General features: G+C 42.9%; 13 protein-coding genes. 5 read left to right on the top strand and 8 right to left on the bottom strand.

Annotated features, from left to right (window positions below; genetic code table 11):
- Positions 1-34: 34 nt before the first annotated feature.
- From hemE to ACT3QN_RS01780, 6 genes are all read right to left on the bottom strand, one after another.
- Positions 35-1,171 carry a uroporphyrinogen decarboxylase gene (hemE, locus tag ACT3QN_RS01755; protein WP_444522315.1) on the bottom strand — a complete coding sequence of 379 codons (1,137 nt, stop codon included), beginning with the start codon at positions 1,169-1,171 and terminating at the stop codon, positions 35-37.
- A gap of 90 nt (positions 1,172-1,261) precedes the next feature.
- Positions 1,262-2,434: a glutamate 5-kinase gene (proB, locus tag ACT3QN_RS01760; protein WP_444522316.1), complete on the bottom strand. Its 1,173-nt coding sequence runs from the start codon at positions 2,432-2,434 to the stop codon at positions 1,262-1,264.
- Between the two features lie 77 nt (positions 2,435-2,511).
- Positions 2,512-3,714 carry an Obg family GTPase CgtA gene (gene cgtA / locus ACT3QN_RS01765; protein ID WP_444522317.1) on the bottom strand — a complete coding sequence of 401 codons (1,203 nt, stop codon included), beginning with the start codon at positions 3,712-3,714 and terminating at the stop codon, positions 2,512-2,514.
- Between the two features lie 289 nt (positions 3,715-4,003).
- Positions 4,004-5,446: a glyceraldehyde-3-phosphate dehydrogenase gene (locus ACT3QN_RS01770; protein WP_444522318.1), complete on the bottom strand. Its 1,443-nt coding sequence runs from the start codon at positions 5,444-5,446 to the stop codon at positions 4,004-4,006.
- A gap of 331 nt (positions 5,447-5,777) precedes the next feature.
- The gene (locus tag ACT3QN_RS01775) at positions 5,778-6,857 is read right to left on the bottom strand and encodes a lipocalin family protein (RefSeq protein ID WP_444522319.1); all 1,080 of its coding nucleotides are present in this window, start codon (positions 6,855-6,857) and stop codon (positions 5,778-5,780) included.
- Positions 6,858-7,285: 428 nt separating this feature from the next.
- Entirely contained in the window at positions 7,286-8,401 is a 1,116-nt protein-coding gene (locus ACT3QN_RS01780; RefSeq protein WP_444522320.1) for an NUDIX domain-containing protein, read from the bottom strand.
- 299 nt (positions 8,402-8,700) lie between these two features.
- Here ACT3QN_RS01780 and hemP point away from each other — a divergent pair, with 299 nt between their 5' ends.
- Positions 8,701-8,859 (top strand): hemin uptake protein HemP, encoded by a 159-nt coding sequence (gene hemP / locus ACT3QN_RS01785; protein ID WP_227672156.1) that lies wholly within the window; start codon positions 8,701-8,703, stop codon positions 8,857-8,859.
- 146 nt (positions 8,860-9,005) lie between these two features.
- Here the strand turns inward: hemP and ACT3QN_RS01790 are convergent, their stop codons facing one another.
- The gene (locus ACT3QN_RS01790) at positions 9,006-13,997 is read right to left on the bottom strand and encodes a translocation/assembly module TamB domain-containing protein (protein WP_444522321.1); all 4,992 of its coding nucleotides are present in this window, start codon (positions 13,995-13,997) and stop codon (positions 9,006-9,008) included.
- Positions 13,998-14,082: 85 nt separating this feature from the next.
- Positions 14,083-17,673, bottom strand: coding sequence for an autotransporter assembly complex protein TamA (locus ACT3QN_RS01795; protein WP_444522322.1), 3,591 nt, complete (start codon positions 17,671-17,673; stop codon positions 14,083-14,085).
- Between the two features lie 464 nt (positions 17,674-18,137).
- Between ACT3QN_RS01795 and ACT3QN_RS01800 the strand changes: the two genes are divergently transcribed.
- The 4 genes from ACT3QN_RS01800 (at position 18,138) to ACT3QN_RS01815 (ending at position 24,524) form a co-directional block, all read left to right on the top strand.
- The gene (locus ACT3QN_RS01800; protein WP_444522323.1) at positions 18,138-19,469 is read left to right on the top strand and encodes an MFS transporter; all 1,332 of its coding nucleotides are present in this window, start codon (positions 18,138-18,140) and stop codon (positions 19,467-19,469) included.
- A gap of 199 nt (positions 19,470-19,668) precedes the next feature.
- The gene (gene coq7 / locus ACT3QN_RS01805; protein ID WP_444522389.1) at positions 19,669-20,307 is read left to right on the top strand and encodes a 2-polyprenyl-3-methyl-6-methoxy-1,4-benzoquinone monooxygenase; all 639 of its coding nucleotides are present in this window, start codon (positions 19,669-19,671) and stop codon (positions 20,305-20,307) included.
- Positions 20,308-20,546: 239 nt separating this feature from the next.
- Positions 20,547-21,671: a tetratricopeptide repeat protein gene (locus tag ACT3QN_RS01810; RefSeq protein WP_444522324.1), complete on the top strand. Its 1,125-nt coding sequence runs from the start codon at positions 20,547-20,549 to the stop codon at positions 21,669-21,671.
- 378 nt (positions 21,672-22,049) lie between these two features.
- Positions 22,050-24,524 (top strand): esterase/lipase family protein, encoded by a 2,475-nt coding sequence (locus tag ACT3QN_RS01815; RefSeq protein WP_444522325.1) that lies wholly within the window; start codon positions 22,050-22,052, stop codon positions 24,522-24,524.
- Positions 24,525-24,954 lie beyond the last annotated feature (430 nt).

Here is a 24,954-nt window from a genome sequence, read left to right on the forward strand (position 1 = left end):
AACTCTACAAATATAGAATCAATCTCTAAATATCCTAAATTTTATAATCGTGTACTGCGTCCACAAACACTTTGGCATTATCAGGGTTGACCCACTGAGTGATGCCATGACCTAGGTTTGCTATATAACCAGTCTTTTCACCATCAGCATAAGCACGATCAAGCATAGCATTCACTTCAGAACGAATAGTTGCAGGTGAGCCATATAACGTCGCTGGATCTAAATTGCCTTGGAGAGCCTTGCTGCTTTGCAGTCTTTTATGCTTTTTGGTCAATTGACGCTGACTCTCGGTCAATACTTGACGCGCACGATCAATCGGCATCGTCCAGTCTAGACCTAATACGTCTGCTTCACTATCAGCCTGAATATCAAGCCACAACCCACCGCCTTTAGTAAATAACACGACAGGTACTTGTGGATGACGTTCCTTTAGTTCGGCGACGATACGTTTATTGTAATTGTGTGAAAAGTCGATAAACTGACGATGACCTAGTGCCCCACCCCAGCTGTCAAATATCTGAACGATTTGAGCACCCGCTACGATTTGGGCATCTAAATAATCAATGACAGATGTTGCCAGCTTATCTAGTAACTGGTGTAAAAAGTCAGGGTTGCTATACAAGAAGCCTTTAGTATAACGGTAATCCTTTGAGCTACCGCCTTCTATCATATAAGTAGCCAATGTCCACGGACTACCAGAAAAACCAAATAATGGGACTTGACCATTCAATGCTTTACGGATACTGGTGACGGCTCGCATCACATAGTCTAAAGAATCGTTTGGCTCAAGTACTGGCAATCTATCAAGATCCGCCTGCTCACGAATAGGATATTTGAACTTAGGGCCTTCTCCTGTTTCGAAATATAACCCCAGTCCCATCGCATCAGGAATAGTTAGAATATCACTAAATAGAATAGCGGCATCTAAATCATAACGACGCAATGGCTGTAGAGTCACTTCAGTCGCGCGGTCTGTATCTTTGCACAGACTCATGAAATCACCTGCTTCAGCACGCGTTGCCTTATACTCTGGCAAATAACGACCAGCTTGGCGCATCATCCATACTGGTGTGGTATCAATGGGCTCAAAACGCAATGCACGTAGTAATCTATCGTTTTTTAAAGGTGCAAACTGTTGCTGAACCGAGTTACTACCGTCTGAAGCACTCATGTGCAAATCTCCAAAACAGCACAATATCCACATTTATAAATAGATGTTGTGCTGAATAAAATGAATGGGATAAAGAGTTAAATAGAAGTGTTATACAGTCAATGCAAGGTTGTCACGGTGTACCATGACGACACGTTCTTCGTTACTACCAAAGATCTTATCGAAATGTTCGGTACGCTCACGAGCGACACGACGTGCATCATTTGATGAGAAATTAACCTGCCCAACAGCTATGCGTTCGCCAGTATCTTGATGAATAATTTCTACAACATCACCTTCATCAAAACCACCACGGACTTCGACAACACCTACTGGTAACAAACTGCTATTTTGCTCGGTCAATGCTTTGGCAGCACCTGCATCAACGACCAAGCTACCTGACATACGTAGATGCGCAGCCAGCCACTGTTTACGCGCGATGATCTTATCTTCATCATTAGTCGTCAGCAATGTACCTACTGCTTCACCTGATACCACACGGGTAATCACGTCATCGATGGCACCGCTGACGATAACGGTTGGACAGCCGCCCATTGCCGCAAGGCGGCCAGCACGAATTTTGGTTAGCATACCACCGCGACCTAGCTTACCGCCGTCCCCTGCAATATCAAACAAATAATCAGCCATCGCACGTTCTTGACGAATCATTTTTGCATTAGGATTGTCACGTGGGTTATCAGTAAAGACACCGTCCTGATCGGTTAAGATAATGTACAAGTCAGCATTAACCATCGCGGCTGCCATTGCACCTAGGGTGTCGTTATCACCGAATTTAATCTCATCAATGGTGATGGTATCGTTTTCATTAATAACAGGGAGTACGCGCCATTCTAATAACTGCGTCAGCGCGCTTGTGGTATTGAGATAACGACTACGGTTAGATAAATCATCATGAGTCAGCAATAGTTGTGAGCTTTGAATACCATGCTGAATCAATGCTGACCACCATGTTTCAATCAGACCCATCTGTCCAATGGATGCACAAGCTTGTAATGCTGCTAGTTTTTTAGGGCGCTCATCAAGGTCCATACGTACGACACCTTCAGCGACAGCACCTGACGATACTAGCAGTACTTCAACCCCTTGTTTGTGCAGGCGAGCAATCTGCTTTGCCCACTCATATATGGCAGTACGATCCAGCCCTCGACCATTATTAGTTAACAGCGATGAACCAATTTTGACAATAACGCGCTGAATATCAAAGTTGCGAGTTTGCTTAACAAATCTTGCTTCTTCCACCGTGTTTGCTATGTCATCTGCCATATAAACTCCTTTTTTCATATAAATTGAGTGTAGGGATTAAGTTTACAATTTAAGTATAACTGCTCAAGCATACTAGCTTAAGGAACGTACATTACCTCAACGCCATCGTCATCATCATCAAAATCAGACGTATCCAATCCTTCACGTGCCGCTTTACGAGCTGCACGATACGCTTCACGCTGTGCTTCAGTGTTCAAACGTACTTCAGCTTCTAAACGCTCGAAACGTTCTTTTTGTGCTTCAGCGAAGATAGGATCTTCGATTTCACGCTCACGCTCAAGCTCGATATCGTTCATTAAATGATATTTTACCGCATCAACACCTTCACCAGTTAGCGTTGCAGTACGGAAGACCATACCTGTCCAGCCCAATTCTGCCACAATGTGTGTACAAAGTGCGTTCAAATCTTCGTCATTGACCTGATCGATTTTATTTAATACCAAAATCTGCGGTAAGTTGGCCAGTTCAGGTGAAAAACGCTCAAGTTCATTTAAGATAACACGAGCATTTTCGACTGGGTCGCTGCCATCAACTGGTTTAACGTCAACTAAATGTAGTAAACGACGCGTACGCGCAACATGTTTTAAGAAGCGAATACCAAGTCCAGCACCATCTGATGCACCTTCAATAAGACCTGGAATATCTGCCATTACAAATGAGCGATGACGACCAATATCGACCACACCCAAGTTTGGCACTAGCGTAGTGAACGGATAGTCAGCGACCTTTGGTCTAGCAGCAGATACTTGACGGATAAAGGTCGATTTACCAGCATTAGGCAAACCAATCAAACCAACATCAGCCACTACTTTTAGCTCAAACTTAAGAACTTTTAGCTCACCTTCAAAACCTGATGTCGCTTTACGCGGTGCTTGGTTGGTTGAACTTTTGAAATGGGTATTGCCTAGACCACCATCACCACCTTTGGCAATCAGTAGTGTCTGGCCAATCTCAATCAAATCACCCAATACTTCGTCTGTTTCGGTATCAACTACCGTCGTACCCACTGGTACTGGCAAATAAAGATCATCAGATCCTTTGCCTGAACAGTTTCTACTATGGCCGTTCTCAGCACGCATGGCGTCGTGACGACGCGTATAGCGATAGTCAACTAGGGTGTTGGTGTTGTCTTCTGCAATGACGTACACATCTCCGCCCTTGCCGCCATCACCACCATCAGGTCCACCACGTGGAACATACTTTTCTCGGCGAAAACTGGCGATTCCATTACCACCGTCACCTGCTTTTACCGTTACGACGGCTTCATCAATAAATCGCATCTTACGTTCCTTAATTCACAATCCAGTTTATAAACTGGTTACAACCAACGGTTATATTTTGGGGTTTTGCTATATTTTATGGCACAACGAACACTGTATAAATGCTACTTTTACTTAGTGCCCATTATGACAATAACACCCGATAATCAATCGGACTATCGGGTGTTTAAGTATGACAGTTAAAATCTTGCCAAGCTATTAAAAGTAGAATCTGCTATAGCATCATTCTTATGACACTATAGCCCTACTATACTTGGTATAACGTTATTGCTCTACTGTAGTTGGTACTCTATGCTGGAATATGAGCGTAGCTGATTCCGGCCATTTGAGTCGCCAAACGCAATACCTGAGTACTATAGCCTACTTCGTTATCATACCAAACATATACGATAGCTTGGTTGTCAGTCAGAATAGTGGCTTGAGCATCGACAATACCAACATGAGTCGTACCAACAAAGTCAGTTGATACCGCTTCTGTAGAATCGGTATAAGCAATCTGCGACTGCCAAGTGCTGCTATTAGCCATTTTACGCAAGAACTCATTCAATGCGTCAACACTTGCTGGTGCTGTTTTTAGATTCACGTTTAAGATTGCTAGGCTGACGTTTGGCGTTGGTACACGAATAGCGTTACCAGTTAGCTTGCCATTTAACTCTGGTAATGCTTTACCAACAGCTTTTGCGGCACCAGTACTAGTGATAACCATATTCATCACAGCACTACGACCACGGCGGTCTGATTTGTGATAGTTGTCAACTAAGTTTTGATCATTGGTAAATGAGTGAATAGTCTCTACATGACCGTTTTCAATACCATATTCATCATTTAATACGTTTAGCGTTGGTGTGATGGCGTTGGTCGTACAGCTAGCAGCACTAACGATCGTATCGTCACCAACGGTATTATTGTTCACGCCATAAACGACGTTTTTGATATCACCGCCAGCAGGTGCGGTTAATAGTACTTTTTTCACGCCAGTAGATTGTAAGTGCTTACCAAGCCCTGCTTCATCTTTCCAAATACCCGTATTATCGATAACGAGCGCATTGTCGATACCATAAGCAGTATAGTCAATTTCGCTTGGGTCTTTGGCATAGATAACTTGTACAAAACGACCGTTAACGATCATACCGTTGTTATCATCATCAATGCTGATGCCACCTAAGAATCTACCATGGATTGAGTCACGCTCAAGTAATGAGATACGCTTAGCCAAGTCACCAGAAGCGGCTGGACGCACCACGATAGCTTTTAGTTGTAGACCTTTTGCACTTGACGCTTGTGATAATAGCAGGCGAGTCAAGATACGACCGATGCGACCAAAACCGTAAAGTACAACATCCGTCGCGCCGTTTACAGCACTAGCGTTGTTAATAGACTGTAGAGCGGTTTGTACATCAGTATCGTTGACAATCAGTTGCCCAACATCGACACGAGTGGCTTGGATATCAGTGTTTTCTGAAATGACTTTTACCATCGCTAAAGTATCAGCGATATCGATAGCTTTGACGCCATGGTCGCGTAGCGCTACTTTTTGATGCAAAGCAAGTATTTGACCAACTGAGGTAGAGTCTAGCGTTTCGCCAAACAAAGTCACTTGTACGTCTTGCTGGTTATAGAGCTTGTTTAGCAGCCCCATAAGCTCAATCGCTTGTTGCTCTTGAGTGTTGTAGTTGTTCAAGTGGTCTTGATGTAATTGGCGTAAGGTATCAGCGTTGCTCACGAGAAACATCCTTATGGTCAGTAATGTATGATCAATAAAATATGAAGAAGTGTAAATTAGATAGGTCGTATATGCTCTAAATGGCGACTCTAATATGATAATCAACCACTATCAATATAGGTTATTGACACTAGAGTATTTGAATCGCATAGATTTTAGCCTAAAACGCCTCATTTTGCCAGTAGTAACCGCTTAGCCAATAATATTAATGAGTTTCATTCTCATGTATAGACAGCAATGAGAATAAAGGCAACAATGTATGCTGCCTTGTCGGGACGTATTTTAAATAAGAATTACTGTAGAACTTAATTAGTTAAAGCAGTAATTTCAGTTAAATTTATTATGGCGCCAGACTCACCGTTTGGTTGGTCTGCGATGTCAATGTAAACTCTTTCAAGTCATAACCTTGCTGCTGAGCAATTTGGCGATATTTGGTATAAGTTTCCTGACTGATATTTGGCGAACGTGCCAATAGCCATAGGTATTTTTTATCTGGCGTCCCTACTAACGCAGTTTTATAATCTGCATCGCGTGCCAATACCCAATAATCGGCACGGCCAACTGGAAGCCAGCGTATCCATTTCGGTAAGAACGTCACTTTTAGCTTGCTACCGCTTTCATCTACTGGTTTTGCCAAACCTTCGGCGACAATATCTGAACCGTCCTCGCTCACACATTTATTAGTAACCGTAATTCCTGAACCATCATCTTTTTGAGCATAATTGGCGGTGACATCTCCAGCACACTTACGCTGAAAATACATCGGCAAACGGCCAATCTCATACCAAGTACCCGCATAGGTATTTAAGTCTACGCTATCTACGGTAGTTGGCGTGCTTGCAGATTTATGAATAATATCACTTGGCTCGACTGACAACATATCGGTCGTGGTTTTCTCGCTCATCGCATTATCAGATGTTCCATGATTCGCCGCGTTCATTGGTGGCGTGGCTGCATAGGCTGAAAACGCTGCTAACGGTATAATGATCGCTAAGGCAATGCCTGTATGTTTGATAAGTCCATTCATAAATATGCGCTCTGGTATTTCTTTGTAGGGTGAATTATTGTTTTTCGATGAAACACTAATCCGCTCAGCCGCGGTGTCTTGTTCAGAAATATTGGTTAGGTCATCTGTTTGATCATCTACCTGCCCTGACATTAGCGGCTCATCTTCATTTTGCTTTTGATTTTGCTTCTCTCGCAATGACTTGTAGCCAGATGACTTATAACTACTAGCCATGTCATGACTGTCATCATTAGAGCGATCGCGATCATAACTAGCATCATTGCTAGCTTGGTTTGTTTGTTGCGCACTATCGCCATATTCACTGTCATTGAGCGACTCTTTGGGCTGCTGAAGGTAAGAACCAGCTGCCTGTGAATCATTCCACGCTGACTCAGGTAACTTATTGGTTTTCATAGGAGTACCATTTTTAAATAGTGATTGTTAAAAACGCTTTGTATACGGCACCTATTTGATCTCGTTTTCTGTAAGCCACTTGCTTTGATATAAATCATTTGTGCAGAATGTAACCGTATAAAAGCTTTTTTTATTATTATATTTTGAACATTACTTTTAGTCAGTCATCTATAGAAATAAGATCAACGTATCGTAAATATGCAATATATATTAAAGACAACTGGACTACTAAAACAGTAGCTCAATGTAGGGAAAAGCAACGGTTTGTAAATAACGATGGGTTTATGATGTAGGGCGCACACATCGTTACTTACTGGATAAATAAATTTAAAGTTAGTAATCTACGTTTACTGAGTTTATAAATATTCAACGGCCGTTAATCGATTTTCATCGCTTAATCTCAGCTTATGACCTATATTCAAATCATATTATTGATGAAATTGTCGAATCCCTGCCACGCCAATACCGCCATACATTATTAATTCCTCAGCCATAGTGGGCGATAAACCACCCAAACCAATGATAGGCATATCTGCCAACTTTGCTAAACTTTCCCACGCCTTCCAGCCAAGTGGCGGTGTATCAGGATGCGTTTGCGTCGCTAATACAGGAGATAAGAATGCGCCTATGACTGGTGGCAGATTGTGGTTTAGACGAGCTTTGGCTAGCTGATTGGCAGCCTTGATACTCGCAACATCATGGCAGCTGACGATAAGTGGGTAATCTTTGGACAGTGACTGTATGCGGGCTGTAGAACTGTCAACCTCGTCAAATAACTGTATTAGTGTAGAGTGTGTCAAATGCTTGGCAACTACTTGCTGAGTAGTCTTTGTATCATCAGTTGTTGGAGAGTGCTTGTCATCTAAAGATTGTTCCTTATCGTTAGGTAGAATCACTAAAATATCTGGACGTTGCTTCATCAATTGTTCGGCAACACTCTCTGAGTCAGAGTCCTTCAAGCGAATATACACCCACGAATCTGATGCTAATTTTTCTTGGTGATATTTTAGCCACGCACTTTCTGGGTTTGACTGCGCTTCAAAATGTGCCAAAGGATATGTAATCGCTATCGTCGACGGGAGTTTCAACCATTCAAGGATTGTCTTATTAGCAGCGGGCAGATGATACTCTCCTGCCAAAAGCTGCGACTTACTTACCCACGTCAACGCCTGCCCTTCTAACCCTTTCTCACAGTATTTGTGCTGCTCATACTGCTCTGCTGTTAGCTCAATCTTATAGACCTGCAAGCTGACTTGCTTATCGCCATAATCATGATGTAAGCGACCGAGCTTAACGATCGTATTGTCATTAAGCAGTATACCCGTTTCTTCAGCCACTTCTCTTATCAATGCCTGCTCTGCGTGCTCATTTGGCTCTATCTTTCCGCCTACAAATTCGTACAGGTTGCCCTGATGTTGAGCGGCATTTCGAAATCCTAGTAAGTACTGATCCTTATGGTGAATAACAGCTACTGCGACATTGACGATGCTTAATTTATTGGTTTTAGTCGTCGTCTCTGACTGTTGATCTGGCTCATTCGACATACTTGTATCCTTTATTTCGACGTTCACTTTGATTATTTTTGATAATTTAATGGTTTTTATAGGCTGAGCGTCTTATATAGAATAACCGCCTAACCTATTAATTTATATAGATAAAAAATTACTTCAAGATGGTTTATGACATTGGATTTAGATAAGTTTACATAATAACTGCATTTTATTTTATCAATTGCCTTGCAAATTTATCAAATCTAAATGATAATTATTATCGTTAATAAACAATTACGCTATGGTTAGCCAATTTTTAAGCCACTTCTTTTCAAAAGGAATTTACTATGAGCATGGTCATCTCTCGTTATTTAAACTGTCGTGAAAACCGTCTACCTACTTTGCAATCACAACATCTATTTGCATTAACTAAAGAGGTACGTATCGAGCATGAAGGCGAAGAGTATCGACTACGCCTAACTCGTAACAACCGCTTAATTTTAACCAAATAACGTTTCTTTCAACAAAACTTTTTTCGATGTTCTCATAAAAAAACGCCTCATAATGAAGGCGTTTTTTTTATGAGTTATACAGTCTAAAAGCTATCGACGATAGTGTCTTTATCAATCAGAAAGCGGCTTTCTACTGAATAAATGAGTTAGAACTGCCAACTATAGACCACATCCACTGCATTTTCTGCAGCTGAACTTGCTTCTACATAGATACGACGTGTCAACTGATAACGAACAGAAAGGCTGTTTTGTGCGTTGAAAACGCCCACACCATAGCGGATGTACAAATCAGGTGTCACATAACCTGTAACATTAACATTGGTATCTTCGCTACTGCCTGAAGCATCAACCGTCAGACCCTGTAAGCCAAAAGCTTGTCCAATTTGATTGGTTAGGCTACGGGTGCCACTAAGGCCAAAGCTCAATCCAGCAGCGGCCAAATTATTAGTTACTTGCGACTTAAACCCCTGCTCACTGATTTGCGTCGCGCTCTTATTATCGATACGGCCCGTTACCAACGCGTTCATTGCTTGTTGCTGGGTCAGTCCTGCATTGTTAAATACAGTAATATTGGGGCTTTCAGTCGTTCCTTTGACGCGTAGACCAACTGTTTTGCTATTAATCGTTTTGGCTGCTTCAATACTCAAGCTAGGCTTCATCACATCACCATCGAAACGGACTTGACCATAGTTCAGCTCTAGGCTCTGTCCAAAGGCATTAATATTGGTACGGCGTGAAACCTGTACAACACCTCTGGCACGCATGATGCCTGTGCCATTCTGAGTAATATTAATTGCACCTGCCAATGGAATGACTGCGCCAAAACCACGGAAATTTATATCGTCACCTAAATCAACACCGATATCAGCATTGATTGACCAAGGTTTTGAGATAGCCAGTACTTCTTCAATATTACCAATCAAACGACGATCTAGTACGACTGCATCTTCAGTTTGAGTGATGATGTCTTCGCTGGCTTCAGGCGGACGAATGGTCGCTGACGGCACACTGATCGCCCCTTTTATATCGACATAACGGTCACCTGGGCGCACGATAATGTCGATATCAGGATCAATCTCGGCTACCAGTAGTGGTGGCTGGGTAATAACTAAACCTTCACCGACGATACTCAATTTGGCTTGTAATTTTTGCTGCCAGTCGACTGTACCAGTTAATGCGCCTTCACCTGTACCACTATTAAAAGTGCCATCAATCGTTGCTTGCGTGCCACGAATTTTGGCTTCAGCATTTACTTTAGACAGATTCACTGGCAAATCAAGCATGGCAATACGGCCATTAGAGAGTTTTACGTCACCATAGAACTGCGGTTTGGTTAAGGTACCGCCTAAGCCACCAGCCATTGTGGCGTTACCTCTTAGAACGCGCATACCAGGGAAGAAAGGCTTAAATATCGCAAGATCAAGCTCGTTCAGCACTAGTGCCCCAGAGATTGGTTTAGGGTCCTTATAAGGATCTACAATCACTTCAGCATAACCACGGGCACCGCGTCCGGTATTGATATCAGTACGTAGCTTGATGCCTTCAGGTACAGACAAAGCGATGAGCGACACGCGCTTGTACGGCAGAGTCATCGATGTGCTCTCACCGTCTTGAGCTAGGCCAATCTTGCCATTGTCTGAGTATAGGGTGGTATTGATGGTTGGTGGACGACCACGTTGCCATCCAACAATAGCTTTACCATTAATCTTACCGTTCCAATCAATATCTTCTGGTAACAACACTGAGAATAACGACGCATCTAAATTCTGCAACGCTACATCAACTTCACCTTGGTCTGGCGATGCCACTAATTTTTCTCGTAGACACAGTTTTCCTGTTTGATCCGCAGCCTGCCAACAATGAGAGGCAAGCTGTACTTTTAGATCCTGGTTCTTACCATTTTGATTGTAAGGTAAATTCACAATCAACTGTGCAGGTTGTAATTGATTTAAAGTCGCATATTTGGATTTGATTTGACCTTTTCCAATGACACCTGACCAACTTAGCTTGTCTCGATCAAAACCGCCTTTAACCCTAGCACCAACATCGAGTTGCTTATTGGCTATATTTAGATCGACCACATGAGATTTTTCTGTCCCATTAAAAGATGCTTTGACATTATCAAAGCTTTGCCCAGCAGCATCTAGGCCTTCAGCAGTCACGACTAGTTGGCTTGGGCTATTGGCTAAATTGACGAGCTTTCCGCGTACACTGCCTTGGCGCAATATAAAGCCAGGTAGCGCAAGCCGCTCACCGACCAAATCAATATATATAGTAGGCAATGCTTGACCCACTGGTTGAGACAGCGTGGCACCGCCAGTGATTTTACCAGCCAATTGGTTTGATAGTTGATCTAAACTGGTGATGTTAATTTTGGTTTGTAGCTGTTTGGCATTGCCATTAGCCGTAACATAGTTGTCGCCCCAACGCAGCACAAGGTTGTTGGCGTTCAGACTATCAATTAAAGCATTTACTTGTTCATATTGTGTTTGGGCATCTTGGGTCTGTAGACGCTTGAAGTAACTTGCTACATCTTTAGGTAAACGCATCTTCGCCGATAAGCTGCCTTTGGCACTCAGTTGCTGGCCTTTTAACATACCACTCAGATTGACTTGTTTAATATTGATGCTCTGCTGCGTGTCACTCCAGCGGCCATCTGTATCAATAGTACCAGTGATAAGGCTTGGGGTATCTTTTAGGAAGTAGCCAATGTTAAAACGATTCATAACTGCATTGATATCCCACGCAACACCTTGACGCACATCAACGGTTCCGCTGGCATCAATGCTACCTGCCGCACCTACGTGACTGAAACGATTGATACGTATCAACTGACTGTCACCATTGGCTTGAATGTTCAGCTTGCCTGCTGGCAATTGCTCAGCATCCAATATACCGTTGAAATTTACGGCAAAGCGTTGCAAGCTGCTAGCGGTATTGCTGTTGTTTGGCGCGTTTTGCCATTCACCACTGGTCTTTAGATCGCCTGTAATAATCGCTGGATTATTGGGTAAAAAATAACCCAAATTGAACTGATCAAAACGACCATCTACATTCCAGCCGATATTTTTACGTAAATCAATAACCCCTTTCGCATCAACTGCACCAGCTTCACCCTGATAGTTCAGCTTACGAATACTAATCAGCTTTGGCGTACCCGCAGCATCGATAGACAGACGTCCTTGCGGTACATCTGCCGTATCAATCTGACCGTCAAAACGTGCATCGAATACCGACAGCTCACCAGCCACGATATCGACACTGGCATCACCAGCACCTGCGATACCGATAGCACGACCTGCTTGGGTCGCATCAAGCTGTGCTTGCATATCCGTATTGTTTAAAGTAATCACGTGACGCTGACCATTTTCGCCATTTTTAGTGATATTCAACAATCGGCCACGCGCGCTTATATTGCCTGTTAGACGTTCAATCGGTAAGTCACTACGATACTTTTTAGGGAGTAGACCTTTGGTACTGGCATCAATTTGCCATGTTAGTGGACGCTGATTGCTCGCTAGCTGAATCTGTCCTGTACCCGATAAATCTCCTACTATACCGTTGTAGTTAAGGCGACTGATATCTATGACATCGCCAGCCTTACGTATACGTACATCGTAGCTACCCTTGGGAGCAGCATTGAGCTCATTGATAACGGCATTGGCATCGACTGATAGGGTCGAACCACGAACGATAACGTTCGCTTGCCCATTAGGACTATTAATATTGCCAATATTGGGTACGTTACGGCGAATTAGGTTTTTCCAGTTGGCATCAATATACCAAGGCGCAACCTGCTTAGATTTAGCAGAGGTTCTACCTTGAATTATATTGGCATTAATGTGCTCACCATCACGCTGACGTAAATCTGCATCAATCTGCGTATTACCAGTAGCATTCTGCTGCTGATAACGCAATGAAAGCCTACCGTTGAGGGTTTGCGGGGCATAAGCTTTGAAGTCGGTATACTCATCAGGAATAGCACGGCGAATATCAAAATCATTACCTGTCGCACGCACCGTGGCCTCAAAACTGTCTTTCCAATCTAGAATACCTTGTAATGCCAAACGTCCAGCTGGTACGTCAGCACTTAGGCGATCTATACGTAGCTGACTGTCAGCAATAACGGCGCGGCCTTGGTAATGACCTGATGGAATGTCTTTGGCCGTCAATTCAGTATTAATACGCAGCCGTATTTCAGAAATCACACCAGTAGCAGTAGCAGTACCGCTTTGTAGGCGAATATCTTGACTATCAGCGTAAGGAATAAGAACATCATCCCACTGTAATTTTGCATTAAACGGTGCACCTGAGTCTAACCCTTGTACCACAAAGTCACCTTTAACATCACTATCATTATAGCGACTGCGTACTTTGCCAACAGTACGTTTGAGCGTCCCCGTAGCAGAGATGTTTAATGGGTCGATATAGGCTTTTTCAAGGGCACTGACCTCTGCAATCGCACTCAAATCTAGTGAATAGTCGCCTTGTAAGTCGATCTCTCCTTGTAAGGCACTGACTTTCACGATATCGGCATACTGCAAGTCGCCACGGCCAACTGTCACCGTACTACCTACCCACGTCAGATCACGAGCCGTAATGTTTTGAATAACAATAGGATCTTTAGTCACTTGCTTATAGGTGATTTTCTTAATTTTTGCTTGGCCAAAACGCAAGTTTACTGGCAGTTTTAAGGTCTTATAATCAAACGGTTCACCAGTAGGCGGTTTTTTATTGAGAATCTCTATAGTCTGAATGTTTGCTTCACTCAGATGTACTTCTTTTGCAAACACTGCGCGCCAGCCTATTTTGACATAGGCTTTATCTACCTGTACTTCAAGATCCTCAGTCGCTTCAATATCGATATCAGTAACCCAAATACCATCGCGCAAATTACCGCGTCCGTATTTGAAATCAATACCTGTTTCAACACTGATTTTTTCTAATATAAACTTTGTACCAGCATCAGTCCCTGCTGCATAAAAAAAGATGGCAAACATGATGGCTAGTACAATAAGTACCAATACCAGAAGTTTGAGCAGAAATGACAATGGATACCAACGCTTAACAGCACGGGCATCACGCTGTGCTGGATCTTCATCTGGTGCATTATCGGGCGGGGTATTTTCTGTCAGCATGACACTCAACTACGTTAAAAAATGAAGACCAGCAATAGGTACGATAAGTAATAAATAGAACATTTGGAGCTACGACATTAAACGATTATAACGGTGAACCAATAAAGAAGTGTAATCGTACTGGAATGCTTTCTTCGGTCACGCCAGCAGCCACATCGACACGCACCATTCCTACAGGCGATGCCCAGCGAATACCGACACCGACACCCACTTTCGTCTCAGTGTCAAAATCTTCGTCGTAAGCATTACCGACATCAGTGAAAAATGCGCCACGGAAACCTGGTTTGAATTCATAGTTATACTCAGCGCTACCAACCGCGAGTACTTGTCCGCCCGTCAAATAGCCTTTGTCCAGTGGTGACAGGCTCTCGTAGTCATAACCGCGAATACTCTGATCACCGCCTGCAAAGAAACGCAACTTATAAGGTACGTCATAAAAATCATCCGCCCAGATGTAACCGGCATTGGCACTACCTAATACTTGATGCTTTTTGTCTTCGCCAAAGCTATAGATACCACTAACGCCTGCACGAATGATCGCCATATCGGTATCACTAAATGCGCTATCCGTTCCAGCCTCGATTGAGTAGTACTGGCGCATGCCTTGCGTTGGGTTGGTAGCGTTGTCAGTATCTGTTTTATTGACACCGTAGCCAAACAATAGCGCGCGCTGTTTCGGACTTGAGGAGGTAAAGCGGATAGGAAGATCATCTAGTTCTGCACCATCAACACCTGTCTCAAGCTCATCTAAGCGGTAACGCACAGAGTAGCTATGATTCCAGCCAGTATCACTACGGATATTACGTGCCAAAGCCGCTTTTAGTGTTCTAGTCGATAGATCGAAATTACCTTCACCTTGGTCAATCACTTCCTCTTCATAGGTAAGACGCCCATCTAACTTATCATTAAGCGGGTGTTTCCATGGTCGACTAGCATAGACAGCCACGTTCTTGCTGATTCTCGACACTTCTGTTTCTGCACCTGCTTGGTAGCCTTGACGATTAATCAAGTTATAATCTATTTTTGCGGTTGCGCGAACGCCAGTATCTGTGCCATAGCCAAGACCGACCTGAGCATCACGTGGTTTGTCCGCGTATACAAAAACGTATAGCGGTACTTTCTTGCTTTCTGCAACATCTTGTGGTGTTTTACGTCCATCTAGGGTTGGTGGTACAAAGCTTTCATCAGCGATTAGACTCTCTTCATCAGGGAATATCTTTTGTGCGACATTACTGATTGAATCACTAATTTTACCCAGTAAGTTTTCGGCTTCTTGCTCTTTTTCATCAAGCACACGGTCATTCGGCAAGCTGCTTAGTCGCTCTGCTTTTTGTCTGATGGCTTGTAGCTTATCAAGGGTCGCTTCATCAGCCTCAAAATCAATAGCAGCGATATCCGCTTCATTGACCGTCTCGCCACTGTTAGCACTTAGAGTATTATCACTCTCTGCACCTATATCGCTATTATCATTAACCGTATCTTCTGTGCTAGCAGTCACGTTTGAGGCGTCTGCGCCATCATTGCTACTGATATCTGCGATGCTATCACTGTCAACGTTGTTAATATCGTCATCCAATGCAGCGTTGTCATCGACATCAGCATTGTCAAACGCTAAGGTACCAGCTTCACTACTATCATTTGGTGGTAGTATCGACTCGACGTTGACTGTATTAAAGTAACGAGTTGCTGACAAGTCATTACTGAACTTTGTAACTGCTGGACCATAAAACGGCTCGCCCGGCGTAAAGCCATAGAGCTGTTGTAATAATGAAAGCTCTACTGGTAGCTTGTCAGGGTCTTGGGTTAACGTATTGGTTTCTTTGTCATACGTAAAAAACACCACATCGTCAAATTCGTAGCGATCACCGGTGTTATAAACCAACGAAACATCTGCTTTATTGTCCGGTAAGATAATATCCACGGATTTGTTCAACCAGTACTGGTCAAAATACCCGTAGGTATTGCTTAGAGACTCTAAAGCCGCCTTGCTACTCTTATATACGCGATGATTGAAAATATCGCCTTCTTGCGGCGGCAGATCTGTCTCAAGCATTGCAAACTCTTCTTGCTCACTGCCCTCACCGCGAATATCAATAATACGGCTGTCTACCAGTACAGGCTCGCCCAACTCTTCAATCACAACATTGACTGTATCACGATCAGGCTGGGTCAAACGTAGCTCAACCTCGTAGTAACCAACGGCTTTAGCAGCATTCTGTGCTGTTTCGCGCAAACGTGGCAATGCCGCAGTAAAGTCAACGACTGACTGAATGGACGTATCATCAAGCGCCGCTTTAATATTTTTCATCGGCTGAATATCATTGTCAGCCTCGACGAGCTTAGCCTCACCATCGGGAGCATCTTCAGCTGATACCTGCTCTAGATAAACAGTGGTTTCTACATTTGGTAAAGCCACCACGCCACCATCGTTGAACAGGCGATTATAGAGACGCGTGACGATATTACCTCTATTTCGCGCTCGTGGCCTTGGTCTGCTGGCTTGCTCGATACTTTGGTCGACGGCCTGAGTATCATTTTGATAATCTGGTAGATAGTCATTAGGATTAATAATATCTGTTGTCGTACCTTCTTCATTGGCAGGCTCAGTCGTACCGGCTATTACCTCACCACTGCTATCATCAGTCGTCAGGCCATTTTCACTCTTAACAATAGTTTCATTGCTAACAACATCTTCATTATTAACTTCACCACTCACTTCAATAGGACGTGACACCATTTCATCTGCGGGTTTCTGTTCCTCTATTATTTCATTTCTACCCAACGTATCAAGATTGCTAGGCGCTGGCAAGTTTGCCGCATCTAGCTCTACATCGAGACCGATTGGCGATGTCGTATCATCCAATGTAGCAATTGGCGCATCAAAATCACTGTCGTTGTTGCTGAAATCCATACTGTCAATATCTTGGGCGTTCTGCGCATCTATTGCCGCTAGCTCAAGATCGATCTGCTCAGGCGTCATCATTTGATAGCCTTGTTGCTGGATCGCAGTTGCTTGTTGCAACAACTCGTCGTTAGAAGCGATTGACTGAGCATTAGTTTGATTGTATGGAGTGCTTGGAGTCTCAGCGAAAGCATCTAGGTCTTGAGAACTGTTACTTTGAGACGTTGTGTTTTGTAAATTACTGCTCTGAGAGGGCAGGTTTTGGGCATTGATATTTTGCGTTGTCGAGCTTGTAGAGCCTGACTCTGTCAAGTTAGGTTTTTTAATTCCTAAGCTTTGCTCGCTATAGTCGTCCAATACTGACTGATCGATGATACCTTGTTCTACTGCTTTTTTTAGGCGTAACGCATCTAGAGCCATATCTAACTGAGTATCATCGTCTGACAAGGTAGCTACTTGATTGATAGATGCCTGATCGCTAGGAGCTTGACTGTCGCTACTTGAGTTACTAACCGTTTGATTACTGTCCACTTGGTCAACAGCAGATGAACTAGTGATAGCGTTATTATCTACACTACTGGTAGTGTCTGCCATCGCCGTAGGTGCAATACCGACCAAACTGGTCGCAAGCGCAGTGCACAGTGCTGAGCGTCTGAAATTTTTACGCGTCTCTACTGAATACGTACCTAAGTTATTACTATCATTTTTGATTATGATCGTGTCACGCTGCATCATTAGACCCTTGCATGCTCGAGTTGAAGGCTGCTTTATCATCTTTACGTCCTGTCAGCTCACGCGGCACAATCTTATCAACGATAACAATCGTCAATTCTGACCGGTGAATAAACTTATAGCAGTTATCTAGAATTAATGGTTTACTACTTGAATTTTACGACTGGTTATCTATAGTGTCGATTTTCACACTGTGCGTCTACTGCCTGATAAACCTACTAGCTTATAGACAGTGTTGATGGATTGCACTTTCGTTTTCATTACTATTTATAGCCTACAATGCCATCACATAAAATGTATAAATCATAACTTAGTTAAATATCGAATCATAGCATTGACTGCATGTATTTTCAGCGAAGCCTTGCTATTATACGGCTTAATGTTGATAAAACCTATGCCGCACCTTGATATAGTTTTTAATAAAATTTGTGATTATTATCACATAATATCCGTCATTCAGCGCCCCTCTTTTATTTATTAGCCGTGATTTATCTGTAGGAATACCCATGTCCAACCAGTTTCAGTTATTTAAGCGCCGTCGTTTTAGCGCTATGTTTTTTACCCAGTTTTTGGGCGCCTTTAATGACAATGTTTTTAAGCAGGCGCTCATACTGGTGCTGACTTATACTGCTGCCAGTAAGTTGGGTGTAGAGGTCAGCATCCTTAATAACTTGGCCGCCATGTTATTCATCCTGCCCTACTTTTTGTTTTCAGCTTTAGCAGGACAGATTGCTGATAAGTATGAAAAATCAAAGCTCACAAGATTTATCAAACTACTTGAGCTGGTCATTATGGCCGTTGCTGCGGTGGGCTTCGTCTTCGAATGGTATGCACTGCTATTCGTCGCGTTGTTTTTGATGGGCACACATTCGACATTCTTTGGACCGATTAAATACGCTTATCTGCCGCAAGCAATGAAAGAAGAGGAGCTGGTCGGCGCCAACGGCCTTTTTCAGATGGGTACTTCGCTGGCTATTTTAGTCGGTATGATTGTCGCTGGTGTTTTAACTCAGCTATCACAATCACTGTATTGGATTAGTGCCACGGTTTTGGTTGTCGCTGTTTTGGGATACTTAGCTGCACGTTATATTCCTAATATGCCAGCGATGCAGCCTAATCTAAAGATTAACTGGAATATCATTACAACTAGCTTAGCGACTGTACGTTACTTATACTCTCTGCCTTTTTTATTCTGTATCATTCTTGGTAATAGCTGGTTTTGGTTTTATGGTGCGACTTTTTTGACCCAAGTACCAGAGTTCAGCAAAGTGATTCTGCTTGGTGATGAGTCAGTCGTTATTTTCTTACTCACATTGTTTTCTGTTGGCGTGTCAATCGGTTCAGTGATGTGCAAAACATTAACCAAAAACAAAGTTAGCTTGCATTTATTGCCTTTCGGTATTGCTGGATTAAGTATCTTTGCTATTGATTTGTATTTTTCGCTTTCAGGTTTAGACATAAATGTGAATAATGACACATTACTTGGCATTGGTGATTTGTTTAATATAAATGGTAGCTGGCGTGTTTTTGCCGACTTGTTCTTGTTAGGATTTAGTGGTGGCTTGTATATCGTACCGCTATATGCATCTATGCAAGCCTACGCACCTAAGAGTCATCGAGCACGCATTGTCGGGGCGAATAATATTTTTAACGCAATATTTATGGTCACATCAGCAATTTTTGCCATTGTTATATTAAACACGTTAGGGTTTACGCTACCGCAGCTGTTCCTAGTGACAGGGCTACTAAATATCGTATTTGGCACGTTTTTATATATTAAACTCAACAAGCATGTTAAGCATGCTGTTATCCAAACCAACGACGGTATAGCTCCGTAAATACAGTCTAATCATCATTATGATAGCTATCGCAGTTCGCGACTATCTATGAGTTATTTACGAGCTATCTAGACCGCAATATTCGAGCAGATTATTTGGATTGCTTGTTATAGTAAGATGCATAATACCGTTGCTTTTGGACGGTAACACACTTTATTTTATTGACAGTTTTTAACACCATCAGGAGTGAATTATGACCCTGCGTCCTTTATCTAAAATTGACCAGTTGTTACTTGGGGTCGATAAGGCATTACGGGCTGTCGTGCCAAATTCCAATCCAAGTACGCGTCCATTGCCCGTCAGTAGCGATGAGATTCCTGAGCTAACCATCACAGAGGCGCGGCACGTTTCAGGTCTTATGCGTATCAATCATACAGGAGAAGTATGCGCGCAAGGTCTATACCATGGCCAAGCGTTTGCCGCGAAAGATAGTGGTGTCAAACAAGCTATGCAACAATCGGCCGAAGAAGAGGTCGATCATTTGGTCTGGTGTGAGATTCGTTTGAGTGAGCTTGGTAGCCATGCCAGCGTATTTACACCGCTTTGGTACGGTATGTCCTTTGGACTTGGTGCGGTAGCAGGCGCGATTTCGAATGAGTTTAGTCTAGGGTTTGTAGCGGAGACAGAAGCGCAGGTTAGCGAGCATCTACAGGATCATATCAAGCAGTTACCTGAACATGATCAGCGCTCAAAAGAAATACTAGCCCAGATGGATAAGGAAGAGCTACACCATCGCGAACTTGCACTTGCAAGTGGCGGCGCTGCCCTGTCACCTCCGGTACGTCGAACCATGCGATGGATGGCAAATCGTATGAAAGATACCGCTTATCACTTATAGCTTACCATTTGTAAACACTGTTATTAGCTGCTGCTGTCGCTAATTTTTTAATCATCATTAGCTTCACTAATTTACGTAGGTGTACTTAATTCTAGCGATTAACAATCCTACCATAGATAGCCTGAAGCTTAATTTGCTACGGTATTAAAAATTTGTACGATTTTGCAGTAATGCGCTATTTATATTACCGTCCGATCAATGAATAACAACCAAATAAATTAAATAAGGTAACGATTTTTATGAAAGCGACTCTCCCTAGTAGCCACTCTATTAAGTCACCGAAGTTTGCAACATTGACCGTCATGGCAGCAACTTGTGCCATGCTGTTATCTGCACCTGTGAATGCGGCAGAAACTGATGCCACTGCAACAGCTGTACCTAGTGCAATGGACTCAAGCAAACGTGTGATCCGTCTTGCTCGCCCTAATGCAGCTATCAGCCCTGCTCAATCCAACACTGCACAGACAAGCTTGCCAGCAACCTCTGCTAGTAACGGCCAGCCGACTAATTCGCAAACAACTAACATGCAGCTAGGCAATACTCAGCAAAACAACGCATCTGCCAGTACTGCTCAGCCTCAAACACCGCAAATGATGACCCCTGCCGCTGCACCTGTCATGAACGGCACGACTCGCGTTTATGAGCCTGGTCCAATGACAGCTACTGGTATCGATCTGCGTAGCGGACAGCTTTCTAATATTCCTACACCGCAAGTACAGCTCTCGGACATGAGCTTTGTCAAAACCGTACTGATCCCGCAACAAAAAGGGCTAGGTACTGACAAGCTTGATGTCAGTTTATTAGATGATTTTATCGCTGACGTAACCCCTAATGCGCGCCACTATCCACCAAACTTCCCTAACCGCACGCAGCGTCATTATACGCGTGAGAAAATCAAAGTATTGGCTGATTGGATCGAACCATATGCTAAGTCGCCAAACGCTTCTTATGATGTATTGCTCCGTGCCGCCAAACTAAACGGTATGGGCCGTAACTTAGACTTGGGTTCAGACTATACGGTACGTGGTGGTCAGTATGTCGATCGCGCGATCAAGCTGCAACCTGACAGTGGTGAGGCTAATTTCTTATATGGCATGATGCTATCAGAAGGTGGCGGGTTTAAAGAAGGTCAAAAGTATCTAGATAAAGCGGTATCTCTAGGATATACCGAAGCGGAACAAAGTTTGGCACAGTCAGATTTACTTAGTGACCGCCGTGAGAATGCATTAGAGCGATTACGTCGGCTTGAAGGGCAACATCCTAACAACACTGTCATTCCTCAACAAATCAAACTCGTTGAAGAAGGTAAGTTCTATATTTGGGATATTCCTGCTCCTGATATCAGTGTAAAACCAAGTGCATAGAAACGCTATATTCGTTGAGCCTAGTAATTAAAATTTTAAGGGTTGAGGGTTGAGGGTTAGATTCATAAGACTTTTACTTGATAAGTCTTTAATCGACAATACCTTTAATAGATAAAGGCGCTAACCAATAGAAATAGATAAAGGCGCTAACCAATAGATGCCTTAATAAATAATTTAAGATTAAAATACCAAGCGCTTTTGTTTTAGATTTATAAAACAAAAGCGCTTTTTTTCGGCTATTAGAAATGCATTCATTTTAAAACATGCCTTTATATATCCTCAAATGAATAGTCTAACGCCAAGAGTTGCGCTACACTCATTATCAGCTGCTACTTTCATTACTTATACTCTCATAACTACCATTCATTGGACTGACTTATGACTCTCGCGGGCTTCAGCAAACAGACAGTAATGCATATTAATCAAAAAACCCTGCCCATTACTTCGCTTATGATTTTGGCAGCAGCGGTATTGCTACCAGCATGTAGTACGGTGACGGTAGATAAACAGGCCACTGCCAAGACGATCTCTGCTCAGCGCGGCAATATAGTCACTGACAACGCGCTAAGCAGTGATACAGCATCTGCTTTACTGTCAGCAGGACTGAATGAACAAGCCTGTATGCAGCAATTTAACTTATGTTTGACTCAGCTTTCTGACAGTATGCTCAACCGGCATTATCGCCCTGCTTTGGCTATTTTTGCAGAACTACATTATGCAAAAGCACGTCAATTATCTGATTCAGAGAGTTGCCGTAATTCGCTTGCACGTCCACCGCTTGATCCGTATTACGCCAATGCTCCTTTAAGTGATGAAGATGCCAAAACGCAACAAAAAGAGACTGATCTGTGTTTAACCGATTATCAAGCAAGACTGTTTAATGCCGTCAAATATAGCTACACCTATCTGTTCTATGACAGTTTGACCCATGACTTTGAAGGTGCTGGGCAAAGTAGTAGTGCTCATACGCAAAACCGTATTCCAAATGATAACGATATTCAAACCCAAGATATTTACAACGCTGCTAGTAACGACGTTGTTACTCAAATTTATCAATCAACTGAAAACACTAACAAGTTGATGGGTAATACAACAGTAGAGTATCTGCCGATCACGTCTACCAAGCGTGATAATAGCAATGAGGCAGCAATTTCCAATCGACCACCGCTAAAAGGTAAAGCAATAGATCAAGTTAAAGTCATGAAAGTAACAGTAGATGACTACAACCTTGGTATTTATTTACCCAACGAAAACAACTATCTGCAAAATGCCCATAAACAAACTTCTGCTCTGGCAGATCTAACATCTACTTATCAGCTGCGGCTCTCTGGCCTAAACTCAGTGAGTAAGCGCCCCGGCTTAGGCATCAGCTTAGTGGCATCATTGGATGATCGCTATACCACTACAATCCGTCAGTTATTAGCCGCGTCCTTATCTGGTCGATTGACAAATGAGAAGAAAAACACGGACGATAGTGAGCCAAGCTCACGTATTTACCCTACTGGACATTTGTTATTGACTGGTCTGATTAAGCCGGATGGCGATAGCGTATTAGACGTTCTGAGTAGTCGTAAGCTTGATGTTCATTTGTATAATCCGTACCAAACTGAATCCGTCAACATCCTCAACGATGACTACCCACTGGCAGCCAATTTTTCAGCAGGATACGGATTATGGCTATCAGAAAACCAGTTAGATGGCGTCGGTTATTTAAACTTGATTACTCGCCAGCCAGATGCTCAGCTACCCAAACTCTTCATGCTCGAGCCCTATGACCCTGATAAGCGCGTGTTGATTATGTTGCACGGGCTAGCCTCTAGCCCAGCCACGTGGGTCAACCTAACCAACGATATTCTCAATGATGACAAGCTGCGCGATAATTACCAAGTTTGGCAAATATTCTATCCAACCAACCTGCCTATTTTAGAAAATCGCTACCAGATTCAGCAGTTGATCAACAGTACATATCAGCAAACTGATCCCAACGGGCAAAATCGTGCCAGTCAAAACAGTGTTATTATCAGTCACAGTATGGGTGCCGTCATCGCTCGTATGATGCTATCTGACGAAAATTTAGTCAATGATTTGGATAAGCTCGATGATAAAGATATGCTCTCTAACAGTGAAAAACAGAAAATCCGTAACGCGCTAAGGACTTCTTTTGGCGAAAATGAGTTAAAAGAACGCTTTGAGCTACAAGCATTACCGCAGGTAGACAGTGCTGTTTTTCTATCTGCACCTTTCCGTGGTACGGATTATGCAGATCGTTGGTTTACCCGTGCATTACGCCGCATCGTTTACTTACCTGTAGGTCTGGTTAAGACAGTCACAGATAACTTAGCAACGATTGCTACACAAGGTGATTTGGCGCAAAACCCACTAGGCGCGCTGTATTTACAAAACGGGGCTAGCCAATTAAGTGACAAGTCCTCTTTTATAGAGTTAACCAAAAACCTAACTATGAATGAGCGTATTACCTACCATTCCATTATTGCTAATAATGATGCTGATATCACTAAAGGGCTCGCACAAACGCAACCAAACGGTGCCAAAATCGATTTGTCTCAAGCGGTAGAAGACAATTCTGGAAATGAAACGGCGAGCGTGGATGTCAGCGACAATACTGAGACATCAAAACTACCATCAGAGCCACTTGTTGCTGCTGTAACGGTCAATGATGATATCAGTCAAGCACTGACTGAGCGATTATCAGATGGTATCGTTCCCTATAGCAGTGCCCATCTAGATGGGGCTGCATCAGAAACCATCATCAATGGCGGTCATAGTATTCAGACCAACCCGCAGACTATTTTGACATTGCGAAGAATTTTGCATAAGCAGCTTCAAGAATGATGTAGATTTTTGTTATTTCATAATGTTTTTGACGTATGAATCGTAACCTTTAAGTTGAGGTTATAGGTTTCAAATAAGCAGCATTCTCACGCGTACTACTTTGTTTTTAATAATATTAATTTTATTTTTCAATGTTTGATTTATGTTATTTTGATGACTCTTAGGTCTGCAACTAACGGGTTAGGTTGCTTGCGTGTGTATATAGGTAGGCGCATAATATATCTATAGCACACGACAGTAATATATAAATTTATAAGGACATAAATTATTCAATTCAGCTAAACAGTGAATCGCAGACTTAGCCACAATTTATGCCTAATAGTGCTAAGCTCATGACACTGAGCTATTGCCCGTAATGCTTGCCGCTTTGATCTATGGATAGTTACGGACAGTTACTTGAGCGTTGTATGGAAGTCAGCGCTATTCAGCT

The sequence above is a fragment of the Psychrobacter sp. AOP7-C1-14 genome (assembly GCF_052376135.1).
Classification (GTDB): Bacteria; Pseudomonadota; Gammaproteobacteria; order Pseudomonadales; family Moraxellaceae; genus Psychrobacter.